The sequence below is a fragment of the Neobacillus sp. YIM B06451 genome (genome assembly GCF_032667185.1).
In the GTDB taxonomy this organism is placed as follows: domain Bacteria; phylum Bacillota; class Bacilli; order Bacillales; family Cytobacillaceae; genus Bacillus_D.
Window position 1 is genome coordinate 109,553 of record NZ_JAVFKJ010000001.1, and the last position, 23,649, is coordinate 133,201.

A 23,649-nucleotide genomic window follows, 5' to 3' on the forward strand; every position below is an offset into this window, starting at 1 on the left:
AATGAAGCAAAGGATATTTCCCCTGCCTCACTGCTTCACTATTTCACCCCTCCAAGAGCTGGTCGAGGATTTCCTGGACATCCCTTCCACGTTGGAAGGTAACAATCCGGGCCGGTTTTCCTTCGAAAGCTTTCACAAGCTCATCGATGAACCGGTGATAACTGTTTGCGCCCTCTACCTCAATCCGCTGAAGGGGTTCATTTTTTCTAGCAGCCCACAGCTCCGACCAGTTACGGAGGGAAAGAGTCCCCTCTGTACCATACAAATCAAAACGAAGCTCTTCCTTCATGCCAAGTCCAGACAGTCCGTTGAAAAGGACAGGCACACCATTTGAAAGGCGTCCGCTTGCAATGATGCCGGTTTCGCAAAGGCCGGGATTTTCCGGCAGCTCCAATGAAGAACGGACATCGCTTATTTTTCCGAACAAATGCAAGATTATCTGGATATAGTGCGGGAACACTTCCCGGACAAAGCCGCCCTGGTCCCTGGAAGAAATCCAGCTGTTTTGCTGCCATTTGCGCGGCCACTCTTCAAAATGGCAGTGTAGTTCAACCCGGCGTAAATCGCCCAGGAACCCATCACGTGCCAGCCTCTCCAGCTCCAAAAACCCGCTGCCGAAGATCGTCGGAAAATTGACCGCGTGCATTACCCCGCTGGACTCAGCCGCTTCGAGCATTTCATCTGCTTCAGCCACCGTACTGGCCAAAGGCTTTTCGCAAAGGACATTCTTGCCTCCCCGAAGCGCCTCGATGACATACTGGTGATGGTATTTTGGCGGAACGGCAATATAAATCAAGTTGATGTCAGGGTTGTCGAAAAGAGCCTTATAGTCATCCGCGGCGGCTATCCCATACTTTTCGGAAACTTCCGCGAGCCGCTTCGCATTGCCGTCGAAAACTTCCTGAACGTCTGCTTCAGGGTGCGCCAGGAATGCGTTCATTACGCGCTCGCCAATACCCCCGGTGCCAATGATGCCAACCTTTATTTTCCCCATAAAATAATCCCCCTTTAAAAAGGCGACGTGCATTAACCAATTCCGCAATGCAGGCCCCTCAAAAAAATTACGAATCCAGCAAATATGTACCAATATAGTTTACCATTCGGAACAGACGGGAAGCCATCTGCAGTTCTTGAATATCCCACATTACAAAAGAAAAAGGAACACGCCCAATACCAAGCACGCCCTTTGTAAAAAATCTCCTATTGAACCGTTTCCCTAGTGTCACCGCGAAGTGCGTCGGAAAATATTTCCGTACGCTTTTTTATTTTTGCATCCTCCCCGTTTAAGGTAATGATGGTAAAATATTGTTAATCTATTTTTTGAAAATTCGTAAAGAGGTGGATATATGCAAGCGTTGACTGAAGCGTATGTGGACTCCCTGGCCCCGAATGCGGCGGCGATAAAGAACGGCTGGGGGCTCGTCCGGAAAAATCAGTTCCAAAACATGCATAGGAGCGCCGATGGAACCCTTCTCTTTGGCGAGTGTAAAGGCAGCGGGAAAAATCCTTACCTAACATCGGCGGATTTCATTGGCGGCCAGCCGGTTTTTAGGTGCAGTTGCCCAAGCCGCCAGTTCCCGTGCAAGCACTCCCTAGGCTTATTGTACGCATACATAAATGGCGCGGCTTTTTCCGAAGCCCCAATACCTGAGGATATAGCGGCAAAACGTGAAAAGGCCGCGGTTCGTGAGGAAAAGAAAAAAGACCAAACTAAAAGCCAGAAAAAGCCAAATAAGGCTGCGCTAGCAAAGAAGTTGAAGGCGCAGCTTGACGGGCTTCAACTGCTGGAAAAACAAATCAGCCAACTTCTGTCCGCGGGCCTGGCGTCCATGAGCCCGAGAAAACTAAGCCAGCTTGAAGAAACCGCAAAACAGCTAGGGAACCATTACCTGAAAGAGGCGCAAAATGAACTCAGGGATTTTACCCTGCTGTGGGGGAAGAAACTTCCCGAGGAACGGCTCTATCAGATTGCTTATGAAAAACTCATCCTTCTCCACACGCTTTGCAAAAAAGGAAACGCACATCTTGAGCGCCGGCTTGAGGATGAAAACCTTACGCCAGACACTTCCTCTTCGATTGAGGAATGGCTCGGGCATACATGGCAGCTTGCCGAGCTGAAGGAGCTAGAGCTAGTCCGCCCAGATGTTAGGCTGGCCCAGCTGTCCTTTTCCTCCTCCCGCCACGATGCGCGGAAGGAGTTTATCGACGAGGGAATATGGATCGACCTTGCCGGAGGGGAGCTCTTTTGCACAAAGAACTACAGGCCATTTAAAGCGCTGAAGCATGTAAAAGAAGAGGATTCCATCATGGAAGTACTCGGTACAAATGAGTTGTTCATTTACCCGGGAGAGGGAATCCGCCGGGTACGCTGGAATGAGTATAGTTTCCATGGAAAACCGGATTTAACAGAGTTGAAGGGCTTAGCGCGTGTTAACGTGGCAGAGGTAATCAAAGAGGTGAAAAATCTCCTGAAGCTTCCATTGGCTGATAAGCATCCGGTTGCATTTGTAGCCTATGAAAGAGTCGGACTGGCTGATGGCGACTGGCAGCTTGAGGATCGGCAAGGGCAGAGGCTTTCCTTAGTGGAAGGGCCGGAAGAAGGATGCAATTCACTGGGCCTGCTAAAACTTCTCCCTGAGAAATACACCCGAAATGGGGCGATGCTTGTCCGGTTTTACCCAGACCTTCTAACCGGCAGGCTCGGGGCCCAGCCGTTGGCAATCATTACAGAAGACCGGCATATCAGGCTGGTCGGGTAGGGGGGAAGGCAATGAGCATACAAGCATTATATGAACTGCAGGAAGAAACAAAGAGGCTGGCAATAGCGGGCAGCAGCCTGGCAATTGGCGATCCTAGGGTGAAAGCGATCATCCCCGTTTTGAAAAAACTTGGCGAGAGGGCTCCGGTCTTCAGGCGCCTTTCGGAAATGGCGGAAACGCTAATTACCGATGAACAGAACTCTGCGGCAAATCTGCTGGAGTTATCAGGATTGCTGACATCCGTTTTGTCTACTATGGGAACAACAGGCAAGGATGGCGAACTGGCCCAAAGTGAAGGGGGCATTGAGCTGCCGACCGATTTGTCGTGGCTTGAATTACAGCCAGTCATACACGCCCTGGAATCAAAAGGGTATGGACGGACGGAAATCATTCAGGAAGCGGTTAAGTCGGGGAAGTTCCGTGATTTGCGCCTCGTCATGCCGTTTATTAAAGGCCTTGAGGATTCCTATCCAGAGATTGGTGTTTTCATAGCAGAAAAGGTATTGCCCCGCTTTGGAAGAGAGATCCTTCCGTATATTGAGGAGACATTTTCAATAAAAGGGAAGGCGGGTGACGGAAAAAAACTGATCGCCATCCATGCCATTTTGGAAAACGAAGGACTGCCGTTTTATCTTGAATGCCTTGAAAACGGTTCTCCGCAAATTAAGGAGGCTGCGCTCGAGATATTGGCCCGCTATGACGAGGCTGAGGAAGCCATTCTTGAACAAACCATGGCAAAGAGGGCGGAAACGAGGCGCGCGGCTTATACGGCATTGGCTGCAAGGGGAACCGCCGCGGCACTTGAACGCCTCGGTGATGCTGTTGAGTCCAAAGACCAGGAGATGATTCTTCAAATTGCAAGAGCAAATCCTTCACCTGGAATTGCGGATGCCCTGCTCGATTTTGCTAAAAAAACACTCCAGGTTTATCTTGAAGGGAAAAAGCGGGAAACCTCGAATTTGCTCTCTTCTGTAATCTGGAGCCTCGATGGTGGCGAGAGTAAAGGCGTTATCGAGTTTTTGAAGAAAGTCGCCGCAGAATCCCGTGTTTCTACGGAACTATCAAAGGACTCAGCAAGAATCCTGCTCCAGAAGGAGGTATATGAAGTTAGGGAGTTTATTGAGTACCTATGCCATTTACCGAAAAAGGAGCATTTCGCTGATCTATCCTTCCTGGCCTCCTTGTCGATCCGAACACCGGATGATGTGTATTCCAGGTATGCAAAATTTGTTAGGAAATCAAGGAAGGATCCCGCTGGTGGGGCTATTCTCGAAACGATGGATAAACTTATTTCATTCGAGCCAAGCCTTCAGGAATTTGACCAGGAATACAGATGGCAAGCCTATCGGTATGCGGAGGACAGTGAAAAGGAAGAAGGCGAAGAAGAAATTGCGTGGATTGATAGATGGCTTCCGCTTTTTATCGAGCTTGACGAGGAAAACCTCGTTTTCCGGTTTGCCCGGAAAATCTACAGCAAGGAACATCTGAAGTACGTGCTGGATAAGCTTGCCCTCAATCCCTATTTTTCAAGCAAGCGGGGGATGATGGCGATGGCGTCACTCATCCAGATTAACTATGAAAACGCCTTTGAAGTGCTTGTCGATACATTGAAAAAGACAGATGTGAACATGAAATCGGTACAGTTCCACTACCAAAGGATTCGTGATAATCTTGGCTTGTTCTCCCGTTTGCCGGCTTCTCATGCTAGTGAGTTGGAAAAGATTGCTGAATCGGAACTTGAACATGAGCTATTAAAGGAAAGGCTTTTTGAAATTGCAAAGGATATGCGAATTAGGGAGGAATCATAATGGCCGAGTTGCTGCGCCTGCCAGCGGAAAAATTGTATGAAGAAGAGCTGGAGATTTTACGAAAGGAAGATTCAGGGACAGTTCCCGCCGGTTGGGCGATGTCCCCCCGTGCGGTATTTACATTCATCGCCGGTGGAAAGGCTGGAAAAAAAGACATCCTGCCAAAATACATTGGCAACAAGCGGTTGATTGAAATGGCAATCGCTACACTTGTAACAGACAGGGCCCTTCTTTTGATCGGGGAGCCAGGAACCGCGAAGTCAACGTTGTCCGAACTTCTCGCGGCCGCTATCCATGGGGACTCGGGAAAGATCATCCAAGGTACGGCTGGTACGACAGAAGAGCAGATCCGTTACAGCTGGAATTATGCCATGCTACTTGCAAATGGCCCCTCCCGCGAGGCTCTTGTAAAAAGCCCTGTCTACCGGGCGATGGAGTCCGGAACGATTGCCCGATTTGAAGAAATTTCACGCTGTTCTTCGGAAGTGCAGGACGCATTGATATCAATCCTTTCGGAAAAAAGCATGACGATACCAGAGCTCGGGGAGGAAGTTTCTGCGGTCCGTGGCTTTTCTATTATAGGGACAGCGAATACGAGGGACAGGGGCGTGAATGAAATGTCCTCTGCCCTGAAAAGGCGCTTTAACATCCTGGTCCTTCCCGCGCCTGGCGATATTGAAACAGAGATGGATATCGTAAGGAAACGTGTTGGAGAGCTGTCTACCCAATTCCAGCTTCAATCGGAATTGCCGGGCGAGGAACTTGTGGAAAAAGTGGTCACCATTTTCCGGGAACTCAGGGCAGGCATGACACTCGACCGGAAGGAAAAGCTTAAAGCCCCGAGCGGCGTCATTTCGACAGCTGAAGCAATCTCGCTTTTAACAAACAGCATGGCCTTGTCGGGCAGCTTCGGATCAGGAAGGATTACCGAGGAAGATGTCGCCGCGGGGCTGCAGGGCACTATCGTGAAAGATGAGGAAAAGGACCGCCTCGTGTGGAAGGAATATCTTGAAAATATCATGAAAAAAAGGGGAGCGGAATGGCGGAAGCTGTATCTTGCTTGCAGCGAGATGAACCAGTCATGAAGCCGCATGTATTTGGGGTGCGCCATCTTTCTCCCGCGGCCGCCAGGCATATTGAATCTTTTCTCGATGCGATTATGCCGACAGCCGTCCTCGTTGAAGGGCCTGCCGATATGTCGGGATTGATACCCGATATTGTAAAACACAAGACAAAACCGCCTATCGCGGCTTTAGCATACACGGAAGAGATTCCGATTGAAACCATTCTTTATCCGCTCGCTGACTATTCGCCCGAATACAGGGCGTTAAAATGGGCGGCTGAACACGGCTCGCATGCTGAATTCATTGATTTGCCGGCGAAAAATTCGTTTGCAGTCCACAGGCAGGAAGCAAACGAGGGGCAGGAGGAAGGCGAACCGGCCGGGGAGCGCCACTCCGTATACGAACAGCTTGCCCGTTTGGCTGGGGAGCAGAATTATGAATCGTACTGGGAAAGATCGTTTGAGCAAATTAGAGACCTTGAGGGGTTCTGTTCGGCCATGGCCGCGTTCTCTGCGGAAATCCGTTTACTGGCTGAAACAACAGACAATCAAAAGGAGCAGGACTATAATCGCCTTCGGGAAGCTTATATGCGAAGCAAGATAGCCGAAGTAATTGCCGCGGGCCACCATCCCGAAAAAATCGTCGTTGTGACAGGCGCTTTCCATATTAAAGGGATTCTTGAGGAAACAGGGGAACTGACCGATTTTTCAAAACTGCCCTCTGTCCAGATAAAAATGACACTCATGCCTTATTCAAATTTCCGGCTTTCCTCCCAATCGGGATACGGAGCGGGAAACCATGCTCCGTCGTATTTTCATATGATGTGGCACTGCATGAGGGAATCCGATCCTGGCAAACTTCCATTTTATTATTTGTCATCATTGGCGGCGGAACTTCGAAAATCAGGTACATTCCGCTCGACTGCGGAAGTAATGGAAGGAACGCGGCTTGCTTATGCGCTTGCTTCGTTTCGGAACGGGGGCCCAACGCTTCAGGATTTAAGGGATTCGGCTGTCATGTGCCTCGGCCACGGGAACTTTTCTGTCATTGCCGATGCTTGCGCGAAGATTGAAGTGGGTATGGCAATCGGTGAGCTGCCCGATGGTGTGATCCAGGCGCCCATCCAGGAGGATTTTACGAGAAGGATCAGGGAGTTGAAGCTGGAAAAATATAAATCTCCTACCCTTACGGAACTAAGGCTCGATTTACGTGAGAACAGGCGGGTGAAAAGCAGGGAAGCCGCGTTTCTCGACCGGAACAGGTCATTCTTTTTTCATCAGCTGAATGTTTTGGGCATTGGTTTTGCCAACCAGTCAGGATATAAACAGGACCAGGCATCTTGGGCGGAGCAGTGGAATCTTCGCTGGACGCCCGAGTCCGAAATCCGTCTCGTCGAAACGACCCTGCTCGGAGATACAATCGAGCTTGCAACGGCCTTTGTTTTAAAAGAAAGGCTTGCGAAGGCGGAGAATGTAGGGCAAGCTTCCTCTGTGATTAGGGACAGCTGGCTATGCGGGATGATGGAGATGATGGAGGAGGCGAGGGCGGCCGTAGCGGCGCTTGGGGCTGAAGCGGCGGATTTTCCAGAAACGGCTGCCGCTGTTGGGCAGATTGCCTACGTCCTTCAGTTCGGGGACGTACGGGGCCTTGACACCGACATGCTCAAACCGCTCGTTGCGAGGCTGTTCTTGCGGGGCGCTCTGCTTCTGCCGGGTTCTTCAGGCTGCAATAATGAAGCGGCAAAGTTGGTCCTGAAAGGGATTCAGGAAATGGACGAAACGGCCGGCCAGCTTTATGAAGAAATTGATGAGCCCCTTTGGCTTCAAACTTTAAAGGAAATTAGCGAAAGGGATGACTTAAATCCGATTTTATCAGGCTATTGCTGTGCGCTGCTGTTGGAGAAAAATGAAATTGGCCCGGAAAAACTGGAGGAAGAGGTATCAAGAAGGCTTTCACCGGGAATCCCAGCCGATCTTGGCGGCGGATGGTTCGAGGGATTGTGCCTTGGAAACAAGTATGCACTCCTGTCCAGAGCGTTTTTGTGGGAAAAGGTGGATCACTACATAGCCACACTTTCGGACGAAGAGTTTTTAAGGGCCTTGGTATTTTTACGTCGGGCTTTCAGTACTTACAACGCCGGGGACAGATCAAAAGTCGCCGAAATCCTTGCCGAAAGCTGGGACCTGAACGCACAGCAAGTTAGCGAAAAGCTAAATGAGGATTTAACGGAAAAAGAAGAATCCGTGCTTGACCAATTAAATGATTTCGACTTTGGGGACTGGTGATATGGAAACTCAACAAAAGCGCTGGCGGCTCATACTAGGCCAGGCGGCAGAAAAGAATCTTGCGGGTGCGGACTCCACTTCGCTTTTAAGTGAAGAAGAATTGCTCATGGACGAAGCTTTGGCCGCCCTTTATGATCCAGACCGTACGGGTGGGCTCGGACAATCCGGCGGCATTCGGCTGGCCAAATGGCTTGGCGACGTCCGGGCCAGTTTTCCGGATGACATTGTCTCAGTCATCCAAAATGACGCGATTGAAAGGAAGGGGTTGTCCCAGCTCCTATTTGAACCAGAAACGCTCCGGACGGTAAAACCGAGCATTGAAATGGTCGCAGCTCTAATGGCGCTAAAAGGGAAGATACCCGAGCGGACGAAAGACGCGGCCAGGGAGTTGGTCAGGTCCGTCGTAGAGGATATTAAGAAGCTGCTGGAAAACGACATTCGCCGAGCAGTCAAGGGAGCGTTGAACCGGAGGGAACGGACGCTGCTGCCGGGCGGGCCGCAGAGCATTGACTGGAACTACACAATCAAAAGGAATTTAAAAAATTATCAGCCTGACAGAAAGACAATTATCCCCGAGCGTTTTTACTTTTTTGATCGAAAGAAAAACGCGCATCATTGGACAATCATCCTAGATATCGACCAGAGCGGTTCGATGGCGAATTCAGTCATTTACGCTTCCATTATCGGTTCCATTTTTGCAAGCATCCCGGCCCTGAAAACCCATGTTGTCGCATTTGATGACAAAGTTGTCGATCTGACTGAACAGGCCAATCTTGACCCGGTCGACCTTCTATTCGGCATCCAGCTTGGCGGTGGGACGGATATTAATAAGTCGCTTGCTTATTGCCAGGCATTTATTGAAGACCCGTCAAAAACCATTTTTATTGTCGTAACGGATCTTTATGAGGGAGGAAACCAGGCAGCGATGCTCCGCCGGATGAAGGAAATGCATGAATCAGGTGTGAAGGTCCTTACGCTGCTTGCCTTATCCGACCAGGGCGTCCCAAGTTACGATCAGGGAAACGCCACTAAGCTTGCCGCAATGGGCATCCCATGCTTCGGCTGCAGCCCTAACCTCCTCCCCGAATTACTTGAGGACATCCTAAAAGGCAACAGCCTAAACAAATGGGCCAAAGGGAAGCAATGAAGAAGGGGTTAAAAGTAAAGGGGAACGAATAATCCCAACCCTATATCCAACGGGGCTGAAAGGGGCATTTACCATGGACTGGTTCGGAGGAAGTTCGGAGAATTATCGGTTTGTCATGTTTTCGGTATCGCACGTCATCGTTTTGGCGATTCTTCTCCTGGCGGCAATCGCGATTTATGTATTTCGTGAACGTCTCAAAGGGCACGGGCAGCGGAAAATGGAAGTTTGGGCGGCGGGAACGCTCATTGTAATGGAATCCCTCTACCACGTTTGGATGTATGCGAACGGCTTTTGGCGGGCGGTCGATTCTTTGCCCGCCGGCCTTTGCAGCATCAGCCTGATCCTGGCGGTAATCCTTTTATTAACAGGAAGCAAAGCGGTCTATGATATACTTCTTTACACTGCTTTGCTCGGCGCCACTCAGGCGCTCGCAACGCCATATTTGTTCTATGACTTTCCGCATTTTAGGTTTGTCCATTTTTTCTATACACACATGCTGATCGTCCTTGTCCCGCTTTACTACACGTGGGTCAAGGGATACAGGCCGGCTTTTTCATCCGTCATCAGGCTCGTCGTGTTTTTGAATTTGATTATGCCGGTTGTCATGCTCATTAACAAAATGGTTGGCGGCAATTATATGTATTTGAGCCACAAGCCGGAAACCGCGAGCCTCCTGGACGTACTCGGGCCATATCCATGGTACATCCTTTCACTCGAAGGCCTGCTCGTCTCGCTCAGCCTGATTGTCTGGCTGATTTTCCGTGAAAGGGGAAAGGCGTCCGGAACTTCCAGGCAAATGAATTAGAGTGAATCAGGGGAAGCCTTGCTTCACTTTTTTTAAAAACAGAAAGTTTCTCACGTTTACATGTTTAATAATTTGTTCACATAGCATAGCCGTTTGGCAACAACCCCCCGCTTATAATGGAAGTACGAAGGATAATCCGGAGGGAACCATAATGGCTAAATATATAATTGGCATTCTATTCTTGATTTATATTTTACTAAACATGGCGGGCTGTTCAATCTCCAAAGAGGCGGTAGTCAAAGCGCCAACCATTTCCGAGGCTAACGAGGAAGCCAGGGATGAGCGCAAGGAAGTGTCCGGCGAATTGAAACATGTCCTTCAGACCCATCAAATGCTCACGCCGCTTGGAGACATCCCTGTCCCTGGCGACAACCCGATGACTCCGGAAGTATTGAAGCTTGGCCAGGCGCTCTATTTCGACCCCCGCCTGTCCGGAGACAATACAAGGAGCTGTGCGTCCTGTCATGACCCCGGCCTTGGCTATGGGGACGGAAAAGCAACATTCGAAAAAGTGGATGGAACAGCGGGTGCCAGGAACTCGCCGACTGTTATCAACTCCGGCTATTATAGTACGAATTTCTGGGATGGCCGTGCCGCATCGCTTGAAGAACAAGCATTGGGCCCGGTTGAAAATCCGAACGAAATGAACCAGAAGCTTGAGGAACTGATTCCGGAACTAAAGGCGGTCAAAGGCTACGAAGAGATGTTTAAAAAAGCTTTTGGCGACGGGGTTACGAAGGATAACATCGCCAAAGCCATCGCTGCGTTCGAACGGCAGATTGTCATAAAAGATACTCGGTACGACCAATTCCTCAAAGGGGATATGAACGTACTTTCAGACAAGGAAATCCGCGGGCTCGATCTATTTGTCGGCAAGGCAATGTGTGTAACGTGCCATAATGGACAGAACCTTTCAGACAATAACTATTACAATATCGGTATTGAATCGGCTGATGAAGGCCGTTTCGCTATCACAAAGGACCCTCGTGACATGGGCCGCATCCGAACGCCTGGCCTTTACGGAATTACCCATACTGCTCCTTATATGAGGGACGGCAGCCTAAAAACTCTTGAAGATGTGATTGACTATTACGACCGGGGTGGAGACAACCATCCTAATAAAAGCTTCTTTATGAAGCAATTCATGCCGCTCGGGCTTTCGGATGAGGAAAAAGCGGATCTTCTTGCTTTCCTGAAAACCCTTGGAGGGCAGCCTCCAATTGTTGAAAAGCCCATCCTTCCGTAGAGGCACATTGCTATTTTATATGCTTAACTACTTAAACTTCGCCCCAGGCGGGGTTTTTCTTTTTTAAAAAATTGCCCTTTCCATCCCAAGTGTAGCAATGAAGCATAAAAGGCCCCTTCTTCATCATCGCTTTACTCTGGAAACCCGCCCTGAAGGAGGGCTATAATGAGGTAAGGTTCGAATTACACATAAAAAAACATTTCTAAAAACGTTTTTCCCATGGAAGGAACGGGTTATCCATTGAAACTAAAGCTGACTCAAACTATGATAAAAAATCGCTGCGGCCCGGCTTCCTTTAAAAGGGGTGAGGCTTATTTTCGCGCGAATAAGGTGAAATTGCATTCCGCCGGAGAAGGGGAATGGACTGCCACCGTAAATGGCGCCGAGGATTTCAACGTGACTGTGGAAGCCGACGGCCGAGGGGGGTTCATAACGGCATGTACTTGCCCTTCCCTGGCATCGGTAAACAAAGACTGCCAGCACGTTGCCGCGGTCCTGCTTGCCATATTAGGGGATGGGAAAACTCCGCTCCTTCGAGAACATTCGTCTCCGCTATTGGATAACGGGCCGCTCGCTGCCCTTTTTACCAATCGGAACAAGCTCCCTTCTGGACAAAGGCTTCATTTTGAAACACGAAGCGTCCTGCCTACAGGCTTCATTTGCAGGCCCACTGTCCTGAAAAATGGACAGGCAATGCTTGGAATCGAGTTATATGTAAATTCTAATGCGATAGAGAATATCCGTGGGTTCCTTGAAAGCGTTGAAAAAGGCGCTCCCGATGCATCCGGCCATTATGATCCGCAGCTCCATTGCTTCGATGCCGAAACAGATTCCGTCCTCCATCAATTAATCCGGATTATGGAGGACGAAAAAATACTGAAGGAAACATTTTCAGAGAGCGGATATGCGGGCGGGCAGGCTGAACCGGTACTTCTTTCAATCCCTCCTGCATCCTGGAATCAGCTTTTGCCATTGCTTGCCGCGGCACCCAGGGTAAAACTTTCCTATGGCGGCCATCAATATCCCAGCATGCAGCTGTCAGACGGCCCGCTTCCTTTGCAGATTGAGATGAAGGAAGAAACCGGGATACATAAGCTTGTGGTTGAAGGGCTCGGAAAAATAGTGCTAATGGAGCCGTACCGCATTGCTTTGGCGGACGGTAAACTCGTTCAGCTGGCGGAAGAAGACTGTGCCCGCCTCGCTGAACTGAAGCGGCTTTTTAAAGGAGAAGGGATAAAGGGCATTCCCATCCCTTCCGGACAGGAAGCTTTTTTTCTCGAAAAAGTTGTCCCGGGATTAAGGAAGCTAGGAAGCATCCAGGTTTCCGGGACGGTTGCAAGGAAGGATGCCTTTCCGCCGCTTATTGCGAAGCTTTATTTGGACAGGGTAAAGAACCGCCTTTTAGCAGGGCTTGAGTTCCATTATGGCGATTACATCCTTAATCCTTTGGAAACAGGCGCTTCCGCCCATAACCCGGGAATTCACCGCAATACAGAAAAGGAAAACCTCATCCTTGACTTGATGGAAAAGGGTTCGTTTGCAAAAACGGAAGGCGGCTATTTCCTGCACAACGAAGAGCTGGAGTATGAATTTTTGTACCACATCGTCCCGATGCTTGAAAAATATGTCCAGATTTTTGCGACGACCGCGGTCAGGAACCGGATTTTCAAAACCCCTTCCCCTCCGAAAATCAGCGTTAAGGTTAAGAAGGAACGGACCAACTGGCTGGAATTTACATTCAAGCTTGCCGGAATAGCAGATCAAGAAATACGGGATGTCCTTGCCGCGCTTGAAGAAAAACGGAAGTATTACCGCCTTCGTAATGGCTCCCTTCTTTCGCTTGAGGACCGGGAGTACGAAGAAATCCAACGGTTCCTGAAGGCAGCGCCTATCCAGAAAGAGGATTTTGAATCGACTTTGAATGTCCCGATCATCCAGGGGTTGCGCCTGCTCGATTCGGTTGGGGAAGGGACGACATTTTCATTTGAGGAATCGTTTCGCTCTTTCCTTGAAGAAATCCGGAACCCAGGTGAGATGGATTATCCTGTACCAGAACGGCTGGAGCCTGTTTTGCGAAGCTACCAGAAACAAGGCTACCAGTGGCTAAAAAACCTTGCCAGCCATGGTTTTGGCGGTATCCTTGCAGATGATATGGGACTTGGAAAAACACTGCAAAGCATCGCATTCATCCTGTCAGAGCTTCCGAAATTAAGGGAGCAGAAGCTGCCGGCGCTAATTGTGTGCCCATCCTCGGTAACCTATAACTGGTTGAACGAGTTTGCCAAATTCGCACCGGAAGTGAATGCTGTTGTTGCCGACGGCGGGGTGGCGGAGAGGGCGAGCCTGGCTAGGGACCTGGATGGAATTGATGCGGTAATTACATCCTATCCTTTGCTCCGGAAGGATATCGGCACATATGAGCGCCAAGAGTTCCATTGCATTATCTTTGATGAAGCCCAGGCATTCAAGAACCCTGTAACCCAAACGGCGCGTGCTGTGAAAAAGCTCCGCGCGGCCCACCGGTTTGCCCTGACCGGCACACCAATTGAAAATTCTATCGAGGAGCTATGGTCGATTTTCCACGTAGTTTTCCCTGATTTATTCCAGGGCTTGCGCGAGTACAGCCACCTGACGAGAAAGCAAATCGCCCGGAGAGCAAGGCCTTTCATGCTTCGCAGGCTCAAAAAAGACGTCCTTTTGGAGCTGCCGGAAAAAATCGAAACAACCGACTCGTCCGAACTGCTCCCTGAGCAAAAAAAACTGTATGCGGCGTATTTGGCGAAGCTCAGAGTAAAGACGTTCAAGCATCTTGATAAGGAGACGATTCGGAAAAACAGGATCCGGATCCTTGCCGGGCTGACGAGGCTGCGGCAAATCTGCTGCCATCCCGCCTTATTTGTCGACGGTTACAAGGATGGTTCCGCAAAGTTCGAACAGCTCATGCAAATTGTCGATGAATCCAGGCTGGCCGGCCGGCGCATCCTAATCTTTTCGCAGTTTACTAAAATGCTTGAACTAATTGGGAGGGAGTTTGCAAACCTGGGAATTCCATATTTTTATCTTGATGGGCAAACTCCCTCAGAAGAACGCGTCGACATTTGCAACCGTTTCAATATGGGTGAGCGCGATTTCTTCCTGATATCGCTTAAGGCAGGCGGAACAGGGCTTAACCTGCCGGGGGCCGATACGGTTATTTTGTACGATCTTTGGTGGAATCCGGCTGTCGAGGAACAAGCAGCCGACCGGGCGCACAGGATGGGGCAGAAAAATACCGTCCACGTTATTAAGCTGGTTGCCAAAGGGACAATCGAGGAAAAAATCCACGATTTGCAGGAAAGGAAACGGGATCTTGTTGACGGGATAATCGGAGCGGCCGATCCTTCCAACGCTACGCTCACCGAAGAGGATATAAGGGAAATCCTCCTGTTTGGAAGCGGCTGATTGCCAATTTAATTTTGGAAGTATTAAGCTTGCATTTAAAAAGGATGTTGATTTTGCTTCAAGCACCTTGGTTTTGGCCCAGTCTGAAAATTTTCCGATAAGGAGGAACAAAGGGATGGATGGAGCAATTTTAAAAAAAGGCATGTATATAAACGGTGAGGAACTTTTCAACAATGATTCATTTGCCGTAGATAATCCTGCGACGCTCGAGACGATCGGGTATGTGCCTGATGGAGGGGCAAGAGAGGCTGAGTCGGCCGTAGATGCCGCGCACGAAGCATTTCATGAATGGTCGAAAAAAACAGCCTATGAACGATCGGCACTCCTAGAAAAATGGTTCCAAGTTATTTCGGAAAGAACGGAAGAACTGGCAAGGATGATTACGCTCGAACAGGGGAAACCTCTCACGGAAGCGCGCGGCGAAATTACTTATGCGAACTCGTTCATCAAGTGGTTTGCCGAGGAAGCGAAGAGGGTTTATGGCGAAACCATCCCAGCCACGTCAAGTTCAAAGCGGATTCTTGTCCAAAAACAGCCTGTCGGAGTCGTAGCGGCGATTACGCCATGGAACTTTCCGGCAGCCATGATTACGAGGAAAGTCGCTCCTGCCCTTGCCGCGGGCTGTACTGTCGTCATCAAGCCTGCGCCGGCGACTCCATTGACCGCACTGCTCTTGGCTGAATGCGCTCATGAAGCGGGCATGCCTGCAGGAGTTCTCAATGTGGTCACGACAAATGATGCGGCAGCTGTTTCGGACGTGTGGCTCGAGGACAGCCGAGTCAAAAAAATAACATTCACCGGCTCAACAAAAGTAGGCAAGCTCCTGATGGAAAAAGCGGCTAAAACCGTCAAAAAGGTATCTCTGGAGCTTGGCGGGCTCGCGCCGTTCATCATTGCCGAGGACGCCGATATTAACGCGGCAGTAAACGGGGTCATGCAATCAAAGTTCCGAAACGCTGGCCAAACTTGCGTGTGCGCGAACAGGATTTATGTCCATGAAAAAATAAAGGAACCATTCGTCAATGCGTTCAAGTCCGCGCTCATTTCCTTGCGTGTCGGAAACGGGCTTGAGCAATCGACTGACATCGGCCCACTCATTAATGAAGCGGCAATTGAGAAGGTGCAGGGGCAAATCGATGATGCCATTAGCAAAGGGGCGGAAGCCATCAAGGGGGCGAAAGCCGATGAATTGAAGGGCTTCTTCATCGAGCCGGTCATTCTCTCAGGTGCGACGGACGATATGGATTGTATGCGGGAGGAGACATTCGGCCCGGTTGCCCCGGTCAGCACGTTTTCGGATGATGCAGAAGCCATCCGGAGAGCCAATAATACGCGCTACGGGCTCGCGGCGTATGTCTTTACACAATCGCTCCAAAAAGCCTTCTATTATTCTGAAAATCTTGAATATGGCATTGTCGGGGTGAATGATGCGCTTCCGGCAACGGCCCAGGCCCCATTCGGAGGCATGAAGGAGAGCGGGCTTGGCAGGGAAGGCAGCCATCACGGCATGGACGAATTCCTTGAGATAAAATATATCTCGATGCAGCTTTAACTAGAAAGGCAGAATCCGCGTTTAACGGACTCTGCCTTTTTATTAATTCTTAATCATCGTCACTCTTATCATCACTCTTGTCGTCATCCCGTTCGTCCTCGATTTCAATTTCGAGGATTTTTCCGGTTGTTCCATCAATCTTTACTTCTGTTTCTCTTTTCCCATCTTTAAGTTCGAACTCATACTCGATGCGGCCGTGTTCCAATTCAGCTTCAACCTTTGTAATTTTACCTTTTGCAGTGCTTTTTGCTATTTTTGCTGCTTTTTCAAGTGAAATTGAAGCGGCAGTTTCAATGGCTTTTTTATCATCGGTTCCTTTCGTTTTAACCAAAGCCACCCCATGCTCTGATTCCTGCTCATACTCATATTCCACCCCATGCTCTGATTCCTGCTCATACTCAAATTCCGCCTCATGTTCTGATTTCTGCTCGTGCTCAAATTCCACCCCATGTTCGGATTCCCGCTCATACTTAAATTCCACTTCACGGCCGGAATCATCTTTTCCTACCGCTCCAACCGCGAACGTTCCTCCGGCAATCAGCCCAAATACGATGCCCGCAGCCAATAATCTGTTTCTCATATTTTTTCACTCCCATTCGTTATTCTGCTTCCACTATATCGTGAGAAAATGAGAAAAACGGGATAAATAGATTAGAAATTCATGAGAAAGCCGGCAATTTGTTCCACTGGATTACGCGTTTATTTGTCGTCCCACGTCACGGACATGACCTCTCCCGTTATGGCGTGGATTTGGACGGTCGCTTCATTATCGTCTGGCGTCTTTATTTCAATGAGATAGAACGTCTGGCCATTCTCTGTCTCAATGTCTACATCATCAATCTCGCCCTTTACTTCTTTTTGGGCCGCCGCAATCGCCTCGTTCTCTGTAACCCTCTTTGGTGGATTGGCTGGGGTTGTTTTTTCAGAAACAACGTTACCGGTATCCGCATCGACTGTGACAGTTGTTTTATTCTCGTCTGTATCCCTGACAACTCCAACGAAAACCGGCCTTCCACCGCTTTCCGTTTTATTAAAAGAGATTAGTTCCCCGGCAGCTTTTGAGAGGATTATTTTCTTAATCTCGTCTTCTGAAAGGGAGGGAGGCGGATCTTCTTCATTTATCGTACCAATCCGTTCAATAGATAATATTTTTCCTGTTTTCGAATCGATCTTTACCCAGTAGGATTGGTTTTTGATGTCCAGCCTTGCGTAATATAGTTGTTCTTCGGCTTGCAATAAAGTTACGTTCCCGCCGTAGCGGTTTTCAACAATCTTTTTCGCTTCTTGTTTTGAAATCGCCTCGGCTGAGGAATCTTCTGGCTTAAGCAGGAGCCAGCCAACCAGTGCTGATAGGATGAGAAGCGAAATAAATAAAGTGATAAATCCCCATTTCTTTCCCACTTATACATCTCACCGCCTTTTTTCAGATTACCACAGCTGCATTCTTCAACCAGTTTGCACTGCAAACATTAAAATTTCCTGAGAACGGCCTCATTTTTTAAAATAAAGGCTTACACTCGTTCCACTTCCTACCTTACTTTCAAGCCGCAGCCGGATTCCGAGGGCGTCGGCGATTTCTTTTGCCAGGGAAAGGCCAAGGCCGGAACCGCCGTGTTTTCTGCTTCTTGCTTTGTCCACACGGTAGAAACGATCAAAAACCTTTGGCAATTCGTCCTTATCTATTCCGATTCCCTTATCGGCAATTGTGATTACCGCTTCCCGGCCATCATTGCCAACTGTGATTGTTATCGGTGCGTCACTGTATTTCCGGGCATTGTCGAGAAAAATAAACAGCAGCTGTTTCAGTTTCTGTTCATCTGTCTTGGCGATGAGGGGCTCTCCGGAGTGCTCCAGAATCACTTCAGAGTTGAATGCATTTTCAAACGCTTTTGTAGAAGTTATAACAAGCGAAATCAAATTAACAGGTTCGATTTGGAGGTTCCACTGTTCATTATGCTTTGCCAGAAGCAAAAGCTGCTCAGTCAACTCCTTCATCCTAATGGCTTCTGAATGGATTGCTTCAACCGATTCCTCGAAAATTTTTGGATTCTCCATGCCTCGCCGTTTCAATAGAGAGGAATAACTATCAATTATCGTAATTGGCGTTTTCAGCTCGTGGGAAGCATTTGAAATGAACTGCTTTTGCTTGTCAAAATTTGATTCAAGCAGCTCGATCATATGGTTGAATGTTTCGCCCATTTGGTATAGCTCATCCTTCGATTTACCTTCAAGCGCGATTTGTTTAAACTGGCCGCTGCGCCGGATGTCAGACATTGTCGCAATCATCGAGGTAACAGGGCCTATGATGATTTTTCCGAGTAATGCGCTTGAAGCCAGCACGGGAATCAAAGCGGCTAATGTAGCAAGCAGGAGCACAAGACCGAGTGTTTGGACGATTTTTGCAGCAGGCTCCAGGCTTGTGGTTATCTGAAGATTTGCGACTTCTCCGGTTGGAAGAATAATTGGCATCGACTGGAACGAGTAATCCCGGCCAAGGTACTCAATTCTTTTGCTCGTATCACTCGCGAAATAGCGGGGCGTCCGTTCGGCCAGCTTTTTCTCTGATTGGGAAGTGGTTGTCGCCAATCCTTTCCCTTCAGTGCTGACCAGCTGAATCATCCCGTTAACAGGCACGTAGGCACGCAACAGAACGACTTCGGGTATGTTCCCTAGCGACTGGGCCACGACGACGGAGACTTTTTTCATTTCGTCTTCGGTAGTTTCCATATGGCTTCCATAGGTCAGTTTGCTGAATGTGATGTATATGGAACCATTGACAATGATTAACACAAGTGCGAACAGTGCGGTTGTGTACAGGTTTATTTTTGACCGGAGTTTCATTGGGCCTCCCGCAGCACATACCCGACGCCCCGTACCGTATGGATAAGGGGAGGGAGGCCGGAAAGGTCTATTTTTTTTCGTAAATAGCGGATATACACATCGACGACATTTGTATCGCCGGCAAAGTCATAGCCCCAAACCTTTTCAAGAATTTGGTCCCTTGTCAGTACCTGCCTTCGGTTGGTGAGCAGATAGACAAGCAAATCATATTCCCTTGGCGTCAAATTAATCGAAGTGCCGGAGCGGTTTACCTCCCGCGTATTCATGTTGAGAGTCAGCCCTCCAAAGGTCAGTTCGTTTTTATCCTCATTGGATGGCAGGATTGTTTTAAACCTTAATGCAGCGCGGATTCTTGCCAGCAGTTCATCAATTTGGAAGGGCTTCGTTATATAATCATTTGCCCCAAGGTCGAGGCCGGCCACCTTATCCTCCACCTCGCCTTTCGCTGTCAGCATAATGACCTTTGTAACAGGGTCGTTCGCCCTTATTCGCCTGAGCAGGTCGACCCCGCTCATGCCAGGCAGCATAACATCTAGTAAAATCAAATCCCATTTGCCCGTCCGGTACGCTTCAAGGCCCTCGATCCCATCCGCGGCTTTCTTAACAGAATACCCTTCAAATTCAAGTTCGAGCTCCAACACCCGAGCAATCTTTTCTTCGTCCTCAACAATTAAAATAGATTCCTTTTCCATTCAACAGCCTCCTGGTAAAAAACTTCCCTTCCTATAAAAATAGATAAAAAACCTCGTTTTTACCACACAATAAAAATAAATAGTGAGAAATAGGACAGGTCTACTAGACTTGTAGGGTAAATCGCATAATAACAAAATATTTTATAATGAGCGGCAGGGGGCATATTTGGGTGATTCACTTCCCTTGGAACAGGAGCCGTATCCTGTACAAACAAAAACCGCCCGCATGAGCGGACGGCAACTTCATTCTTTCCTTTATTTCCTGATTTCCTTTAGGAGCAGGCGGGGGCCTCCGAGCATAAAGAAATACCTTTTTTCTATAACCCATTTCATGAAGGAGGCGAATCGCCCGTGAATCGCCTTTCCGTATACGACACCTGTTGCGTTATGATGGCCCATGCTCATCACGGTACCGCGGTGAGTATACTTGAAGGGTTTCGCCGGAACACCGTAAATTTTAGCAGCGAGATTATACCCGCAATATTGTCCCTGCTGCAGGGCGATTTGCGCCGTTGGCGGGTAGGGAACACCTTCGGGGGAGAAGCTGGCGGAAGCATCCCCAAGCACATACACATCGCGGTAGCCCGGCACCTGGCAGTATTCGTTCACAATGATGCGACCGTCACTGCAGGTCTTAAAGCCTAGGCCATCAAGAAGCGGATTGCCCTTGACACCGCCCGCCCAGACGAATGTATTCGTTTCAATTAATGAACCGTCCGTAAAATGGACTTCCGTTTCGGTGCAGGAGGCGATCGCGGTTCCAGTCCTGAACTCGGCCGGAATCTTCTCGGAGGCCTTTTTCGCATCCTTTACCATGCAAGAATCATAGCCTTTCAGCAATTCAGTATGTGCCTCAACGCAGATGACCTTCGCGAGATCAAGGTCGATTCCGTATTTATGGCATAGTTCAGGCAATTTACCAGTAAGTTCATAAATGAATTCCATACCTGAAAACCCCGCGCCGCCAATCACAAACCGGAGCCGGTTTTCATCTCGGTCCTCAAGGTATTTTTCAAACTGTTCCTCGATGTGGCCGCGGAGCCTGTTCGTTCCTTCCCAATCAAATAGGAAGAAGGCGTGCTCATTCACTCCGGGAAGCCCGAATGTTTGCGGGACGCCGCCAATCGTAATAACGAGATAATCATAATGGAGTTCATTGTTTTTTAGCGTGACTGTTTTCGAAGCAAGGTCGATGCCGGTTACTTCATCTTTAATAAAGTTTACCCGCTCTGGATCGATCAGTTCCTTAATCGGGAACACGATAGATTCCGACGGGATGGTCCCAGCACCTGACTCATGGACTTTGGTTGTGAGATAATGGTAGTCATGTTTGTTGACGAGGGTAATCTCCGCGCGCTTTGTATGGACTTTCTTCTGGAGAGTGACGGCCGTTAGCAAACCTGCGTACCCTCCACCAAGGATAACAATATTTTCCTTTTTTACCATCTGTATCACTCCCTTCGACTATAGTATACTACCTTGCTCAGTTGTTCACAATCTATTATTGTGAAAGTATGAGCATATTTCCTTTTTTATAAAAAGGCAAAAAAAAAGCCGGTCGATACCGGCGCGGATGGGTTATTCATTTATCCGAAATGTCCTAACGATTTTTTCGGCGTCTCGATCATTTATCCGCTGCGAGTAAAAATAAACATGGTAGCGGAGCTTCGATTTTTCGGAGAGGAAGAAGTAGTGGCGTATTTGAACTGCTTCCATCGTTTTCTGATGGTCGAGCGTCCATCTAACTGGGTATTGAAAGCCCGGAAGGACATTGTTTTCAAAAAGATTCTGTTTGGCAATATTCTTATGCATTTCCGCTTCGGTCATGATTTCAATTCCGCCCGCTTTTTTGCCATCCACATAAAACTCCACTTCGTCATCGGCAATCCTCTCGATCGTAAATTTATCCATCGGGTCAATCGAAAACTTTTCCGCGGGGGCCGAGCCAAGGCCGAAGAAGAGGCCGTTACCGGAAATGCTGTTTATCACGAAGGTGGAAATCCCGATAAAGAGAAGGGCAAGCACAGCGAAGCTAAGGGCTGCTGGGAATAACTTCTTCTTTTTCACGATGGGGGAATCAATCCGCTCCAGAGATGCGGCTATCCGTTTCTTCGCTGAATAATTAAGGCCTAGCCGAGGGAAGTCGTTCAGCTCTTTTTGGATTTCTTCATTCGTTAATGGCCGCATTTTGGGAACCTCCTTTTTCATTTTTTGACTGTTTCCTCAACCCTTCGATTGCCCGATGGAAGGAAAGGTTGACCCTGGCTTTTTCCCAGCCTAGGATTGCGGCTGTTTCCTCCGGCGTAAGCTGCATAATGCCGCGAAGGATAAGGACATCCCGGTACGCAGGCTTCAGTTGCTTAATCATTTCATAAAGCTCACGCTTCGTTTCGTCTTCAAGGACATGTTCCAGAGGGTTTTTTTCCGGAGTGGCGGCCTTATTCAACAAGCTGACAGGGAGGAATCGTTTAAGACGATTTTTCCGCAAATGGTCGATTGCCACATTCCTCGCGATTGTAATCAGCCAGGTTTTCGGATTCGAGCGCCCTTCAAACCTGTACATATTTTGATAGGCTTTTATGAAAGCTTCCTGAACAAAATCCTCCACGTCTTTTGTCCCAAAATAATAAACGAGGTAGTTATAGACATCATCGTGATAATCGTTGAACCATTTCTGGATGAGGTTTTCATTTTCCATGTCCGGCCTCCTTTGCTTTGATTTACGAATTAGACGGAGAAGTGAGGGGATAATTTCAGCTTTTTAAAAATATGTACAATTTCCGCGCCGAAAAGGCCCGAATCCAATTCGCAGCAGGGCCTCCTGGTTGTGGATTTGAAAAACGTTCATTAAGAATTACTATTCGTGTCGGAGGCTTGTATTCCTTTTTCGACGGAAAGACTCCAAGCTCTTTATCAAGATACTACAAACATTTTTAAGAACCACTTAAACACTTTTTAAAATGCCCAGGTATTCCTTCCAAGGCCCAACATCTTCCTTATACCGTTTGGCCATCACCCGAACGATTTGGGAGATATGAGTCAAATCATGGACAACCCATGTGGAGACCAGCTCCCTGATCTTTACAGTTCCAAAAGCCGGATGAAACCCCGTTTTTTCAAGGTATGATTCCGATTGAACAAGCTCCCGCAGAATGGCAATGTTCTGTTTCCGAATCGACTTGAATTCATCCGCTTTTTCGTGGAATGGCTTTTCTACCGTTTCAATCAAATGCGAAAAACGGTCGAAAGCGGGGAAAGGTTGGCTTTCCCCTTCATTTAAAATAAATTTGAGCCTTGGAATCCAATTGGTTTTTTCTGCTTCAATAAGATGTCCGATTACTTTGGAGGGACTCCATGTTCCATTACCTTCATTGCAATCAAGCCAGCCGCTGGATAGGCCAGTTAAAAAGAATTCAAGCGTTTGCGGTGTCCTATCAAGGACCTCGATCGCTTCATTCAAAGAAAAATTCATTCAATTCACCTCATGTATTTTTAGATATTTTAACAGGCAAAAGAATAATGAGTGAGAATTACAGACAAGTAATTTTATGCTTTATAAAGGTATTTAAAGTGGAAAAGGAGAATACATAGCGGATAAAACGTAAAGGTGGAATTCTAATGGAAACATCAGCATCACCAATCGCATGCAAAATCAACAATGTATTCATCCATGTCAGTGATTTGAAAAAATCCGCGGCTTGGTATTGCAGGCTTTTGGGCCTACCTGTCAACCTTGAGGAAATCGAATCGCCGGTATACAACATCCCCGTAACTGGCCAAACAGGCTTATCCCTCGATGACCATACCTTTGACCCAAGTTTTACATTGCGGCCATCCAAACATGTTTTGTTCAATTTTTATGTAAAGGATATCGATGAAGCGTATGCGTTTATAAAAGATAAGGATATTCCGGTTGTCAGGGAGATTGAACGGATTGGAGAGTTTGCGTATTTTAATTTTGAAGATCCTGATGGAAATGTGCTGATGATTTGCAATTGTTAGGAGAAAA

General features: G+C 48.3%; 19 protein-coding genes. 10 read left to right on the forward strand and 9 right to left on the reverse strand.

The genetic code is table 11. The annotated features are described in order from the left end of the window. Positions 1-43: 43 nt before the first annotated feature. Positions 44-994: a Gfo/Idh/MocA family protein gene (locus tag RB160_RS00475; RefSeq protein ID WP_316568253.1), complete on the reverse strand. Its 951-nt coding sequence runs from the start codon at positions 992-994 to the stop codon at positions 44-46. 352 nt (positions 995-1,346) lie between these two features. Between RB160_RS00475 and RB160_RS00480 the strand changes: the two genes are divergently transcribed. From RB160_RS00480 to RB160_RS00520, 9 genes are all read left to right on the forward strand, one after another. Then, positions 1,347-2,759, forward strand: coding sequence for an SWIM zinc finger family protein (locus tag RB160_RS00480; protein WP_316568254.1), 1,413 nt, complete (start codon positions 1,347-1,349; stop codon positions 2,757-2,759). Between the two features lie 11 nt (positions 2,760-2,770). Further along, on the forward strand, positions 2,771-4,567 hold the full coding sequence (locus tag RB160_RS00485) for a hypothetical protein (protein WP_316568255.1): 1,797 nt from the start codon (positions 2,771-2,773) through the stop codon (positions 4,565-4,567). Next, a complete protein-coding gene (locus tag RB160_RS00490) occupies positions 4,567-5,652 on the forward strand; it encodes an AAA family ATPase (RefSeq protein WP_316568256.1) in 1,086 nt (361 codons plus the stop codon). Before RB160_RS00485 ends, RB160_RS00490 begins: the two co-directional genes overlap by 1 nt. After that, complete coding sequence (locus RB160_RS00495) at positions 5,607-7,916, forward strand: DUF5682 family protein (RefSeq protein WP_316568257.1); 2,310 nt, start codon at positions 5,607-5,609, stop codon at positions 7,914-7,916. The genes RB160_RS00490 and RB160_RS00495 overlap by 46 nt, the downstream gene beginning before the upstream one ends. A 1-nt stretch (position 7,917) precedes the next feature. Next, on the forward strand, positions 7,918-9,063 hold the full coding sequence (locus tag RB160_RS00500; RefSeq protein WP_316568258.1) for a VWA domain-containing protein: 1,146 nt from the start codon (positions 7,918-7,920) through the stop codon (positions 9,061-9,063). 73 nt (positions 9,064-9,136) lie between these two features. Continuing rightward, positions 9,137-9,868 carry a YwaF family protein gene (locus tag RB160_RS00505; protein WP_316568259.1) on the forward strand — a complete coding sequence of 244 codons (732 nt, stop codon included), beginning with the start codon at positions 9,137-9,139 and terminating at the stop codon, positions 9,866-9,868. Positions 9,869-10,019: 151 nt separating this feature from the next. Next, a complete protein-coding gene (locus RB160_RS00510) occupies positions 10,020-11,114 on the forward strand; it encodes a cytochrome-c peroxidase (protein ID WP_316568260.1) in 1,095 nt (364 codons plus the stop codon). Positions 11,115-11,378: 264 nt separating this feature from the next. After that, the gene (locus RB160_RS00515) at positions 11,379-14,555 is read left to right on the forward strand and encodes a DEAD/DEAH box helicase (RefSeq protein ID WP_316568261.1); all 3,177 of its coding nucleotides are present in this window, start codon (positions 11,379-11,381) and stop codon (positions 14,553-14,555) included. A gap of 115 nt (positions 14,556-14,670) precedes the next feature. Continuing rightward, positions 14,671-16,107, forward strand: a complete 1,437-nt coding sequence (locus RB160_RS00520; protein ID WP_316568262.1) for an NAD-dependent succinate-semialdehyde dehydrogenase — start codon at positions 14,671-14,673, stop codon at positions 16,105-16,107. A 49-nt stretch (positions 16,108-16,156) separates the two neighbouring features. Here RB160_RS00520 and RB160_RS00525 read toward each other — a convergent pair whose 3' ends face one another. From RB160_RS00525 to RB160_RS00560, 8 genes are all read right to left on the reverse strand, one after another. Continuing rightward, the gene (locus tag RB160_RS00525) at positions 16,157-16,687 is read right to left on the reverse strand and encodes a PepSY domain-containing protein (RefSeq protein ID WP_316568263.1); all 531 of its coding nucleotides are present in this window, start codon (positions 16,685-16,687) and stop codon (positions 16,157-16,159) included. A 119-nt stretch (positions 16,688-16,806) separates the two neighbouring features. Continuing rightward, positions 16,807-17,508: a PepSY domain-containing protein gene (locus RB160_RS00530; protein WP_316568264.1), complete on the reverse strand. Its 702-nt coding sequence runs from the start codon at positions 17,506-17,508 to the stop codon at positions 16,807-16,809. 90 nt (positions 17,509-17,598) lie between these two features. Then, positions 17,599-18,948 (reverse strand): HAMP domain-containing sensor histidine kinase, encoded by a 1,350-nt coding sequence (locus RB160_RS00535; protein WP_316568265.1) that lies wholly within the window; start codon positions 18,946-18,948, stop codon positions 17,599-17,601. After that, entirely contained in the window at positions 18,945-19,640 is a 696-nt protein-coding gene (locus RB160_RS00540) for a response regulator transcription factor (RefSeq protein ID WP_316568266.1), read from the reverse strand. The genes RB160_RS00535 and RB160_RS00540 overlap by 4 nt, the downstream gene beginning before the upstream one ends. Positions 19,641-19,895: 255 nt before the next feature. Beyond that, positions 19,896-21,086 carry an NAD(P)/FAD-dependent oxidoreductase gene (locus tag RB160_RS00545; protein ID WP_316568267.1) on the reverse strand — a complete coding sequence of 397 codons (1,191 nt, stop codon included), beginning with the start codon at positions 21,084-21,086 and terminating at the stop codon, positions 19,896-19,898. 132 nt (positions 21,087-21,218) lie between these two features. Next, positions 21,219-21,827 carry a hypothetical protein gene (locus tag RB160_RS00550; RefSeq protein WP_316568268.1) on the reverse strand — a complete coding sequence of 203 codons (609 nt, stop codon included), beginning with the start codon at positions 21,825-21,827 and terminating at the stop codon, positions 21,219-21,221. Then, complete coding sequence (locus tag RB160_RS00555; RefSeq protein WP_316568269.1) at positions 21,808-22,338, reverse strand: RNA polymerase sigma factor; 531 nt, start codon at positions 22,336-22,338, stop codon at positions 21,808-21,810. Before RB160_RS00555 ends, RB160_RS00550 begins: the two co-directional genes overlap by 20 nt. Before the next feature lie 246 nt (positions 22,339-22,584). Beyond that, a complete protein-coding gene (locus RB160_RS00560) occupies positions 22,585-23,112 on the reverse strand; it encodes a DinB family protein (RefSeq protein WP_316568270.1) in 528 nt (175 codons plus the stop codon). A gap of 146 nt (positions 23,113-23,258) precedes the next feature. Between RB160_RS00560 and RB160_RS00565 the strand changes: the two genes are divergently transcribed. After that, a complete protein-coding gene (locus RB160_RS00565) occupies positions 23,259-23,642 on the forward strand; it encodes a VOC family protein (RefSeq protein ID WP_316568271.1) in 384 nt (127 codons plus the stop codon). The last annotated feature ends 7 nt before the right edge of the window (positions 23,643-23,649 follow it).

What these genes read in the sequence shown, in the direction of transcription:
- RB160_RS00475 (WP_316568253.1), bottom strand. Translation starts at nt 994, where the DNA reads ATGGGGAAAATAAAGGTTGGCATCATTGGCACCGGGGGTATTGGCGAG.
- RB160_RS00480 (WP_316568254.1), top strand. Translation starts at nt 1,347, where the DNA reads ATGCAAGCGTTGACTGAAGCGTATGTGGACTCCCTGGCCCCGAATGCG.
- RB160_RS00485 (WP_316568255.1), top strand. Translation starts at nt 2,771, where the DNA reads ATGAGCATACAAGCATTATATGAACTGCAGGAAGAAACAAAGAGGCTG.
- RB160_RS00490 (WP_316568256.1), top strand. Translation starts at nt 4,567, where the DNA reads ATGGCCGAGTTGCTGCGCCTGCCAGCGGAAAAATTGTATGAAGAAGAG.
- RB160_RS00495 (WP_316568257.1), top strand. Translation starts at nt 5,607, where the DNA reads ATGGCGGAAGCTGTATCTTGCTTGCAGCGAGATGAACCAGTCATGAAG.
- RB160_RS00500 (WP_316568258.1), top strand. Translation starts at nt 7,918, where the DNA reads ATGGAAACTCAACAAAAGCGCTGGCGGCTCATACTAGGCCAGGCGGCA.
- RB160_RS00505 (WP_316568259.1), top strand. Translation starts at nt 9,137, where the DNA reads ATGGACTGGTTCGGAGGAAGTTCGGAGAATTATCGGTTTGTCATGTTT.
- RB160_RS00510 (WP_316568260.1), top strand. Translation starts at nt 10,020, where the DNA reads ATGGCTAAATATATAATTGGCATTCTATTCTTGATTTATATTTTACTA.
- RB160_RS00515 (WP_316568261.1), top strand. Translation starts at nt 11,379, where the DNA reads ATGATAAAAAATCGCTGCGGCCCGGCTTCCTTTAAAAGGGGTGAGGCT.
- RB160_RS00520 (WP_316568262.1), top strand. Translation starts at nt 14,671, where the DNA reads ATGGATGGAGCAATTTTAAAAAAAGGCATGTATATAAACGGTGAGGAA.
- RB160_RS00525 (WP_316568263.1), bottom strand. Translation starts at nt 16,687, where the DNA reads ATGAGAAACAGATTATTGGCTGCGGGCATCGTATTTGGGCTGATTGCC.
- RB160_RS00535 (WP_316568265.1), bottom strand. Translation starts at nt 18,948, where the DNA reads ATGAAACTCCGGTCAAAAATAAACCTGTACACAACCGCACTGTTCGCA.
- RB160_RS00540 (WP_316568266.1), bottom strand. Translation starts at nt 19,640, where the DNA reads ATGGAAAAGGAATCTATTTTAATTGTTGAGGACGAAGAAAAGATTGCT.
- RB160_RS00545 (WP_316568267.1), bottom strand. Translation starts at nt 21,086, where the DNA reads ATGGTAAAAAAGGAAAATATTGTTATCCTTGGTGGAGGGTACGCAGGT.
- RB160_RS00550 (WP_316568268.1), bottom strand. Translation starts at nt 21,827, where the DNA reads ATGCGGCCATTAACGAATGAAGAAATCCAAAAAGAGCTGAACGACTTC.
- RB160_RS00555 (WP_316568269.1), bottom strand. Translation starts at nt 22,338, where the DNA reads ATGGAAAATGAAAACCTCATCCAGAAATGGTTCAACGATTATCACGAT.
- RB160_RS00560 (WP_316568270.1), bottom strand. Translation starts at nt 23,112, where the DNA reads ATGAATTTTTCTTTGAATGAAGCGATCGAGGTCCTTGATAGGACACCG.
- RB160_RS00565 (WP_316568271.1), top strand. Translation starts at nt 23,259, where the DNA reads ATGGAAACATCAGCATCACCAATCGCATGCAAAATCAACAATGTATTC.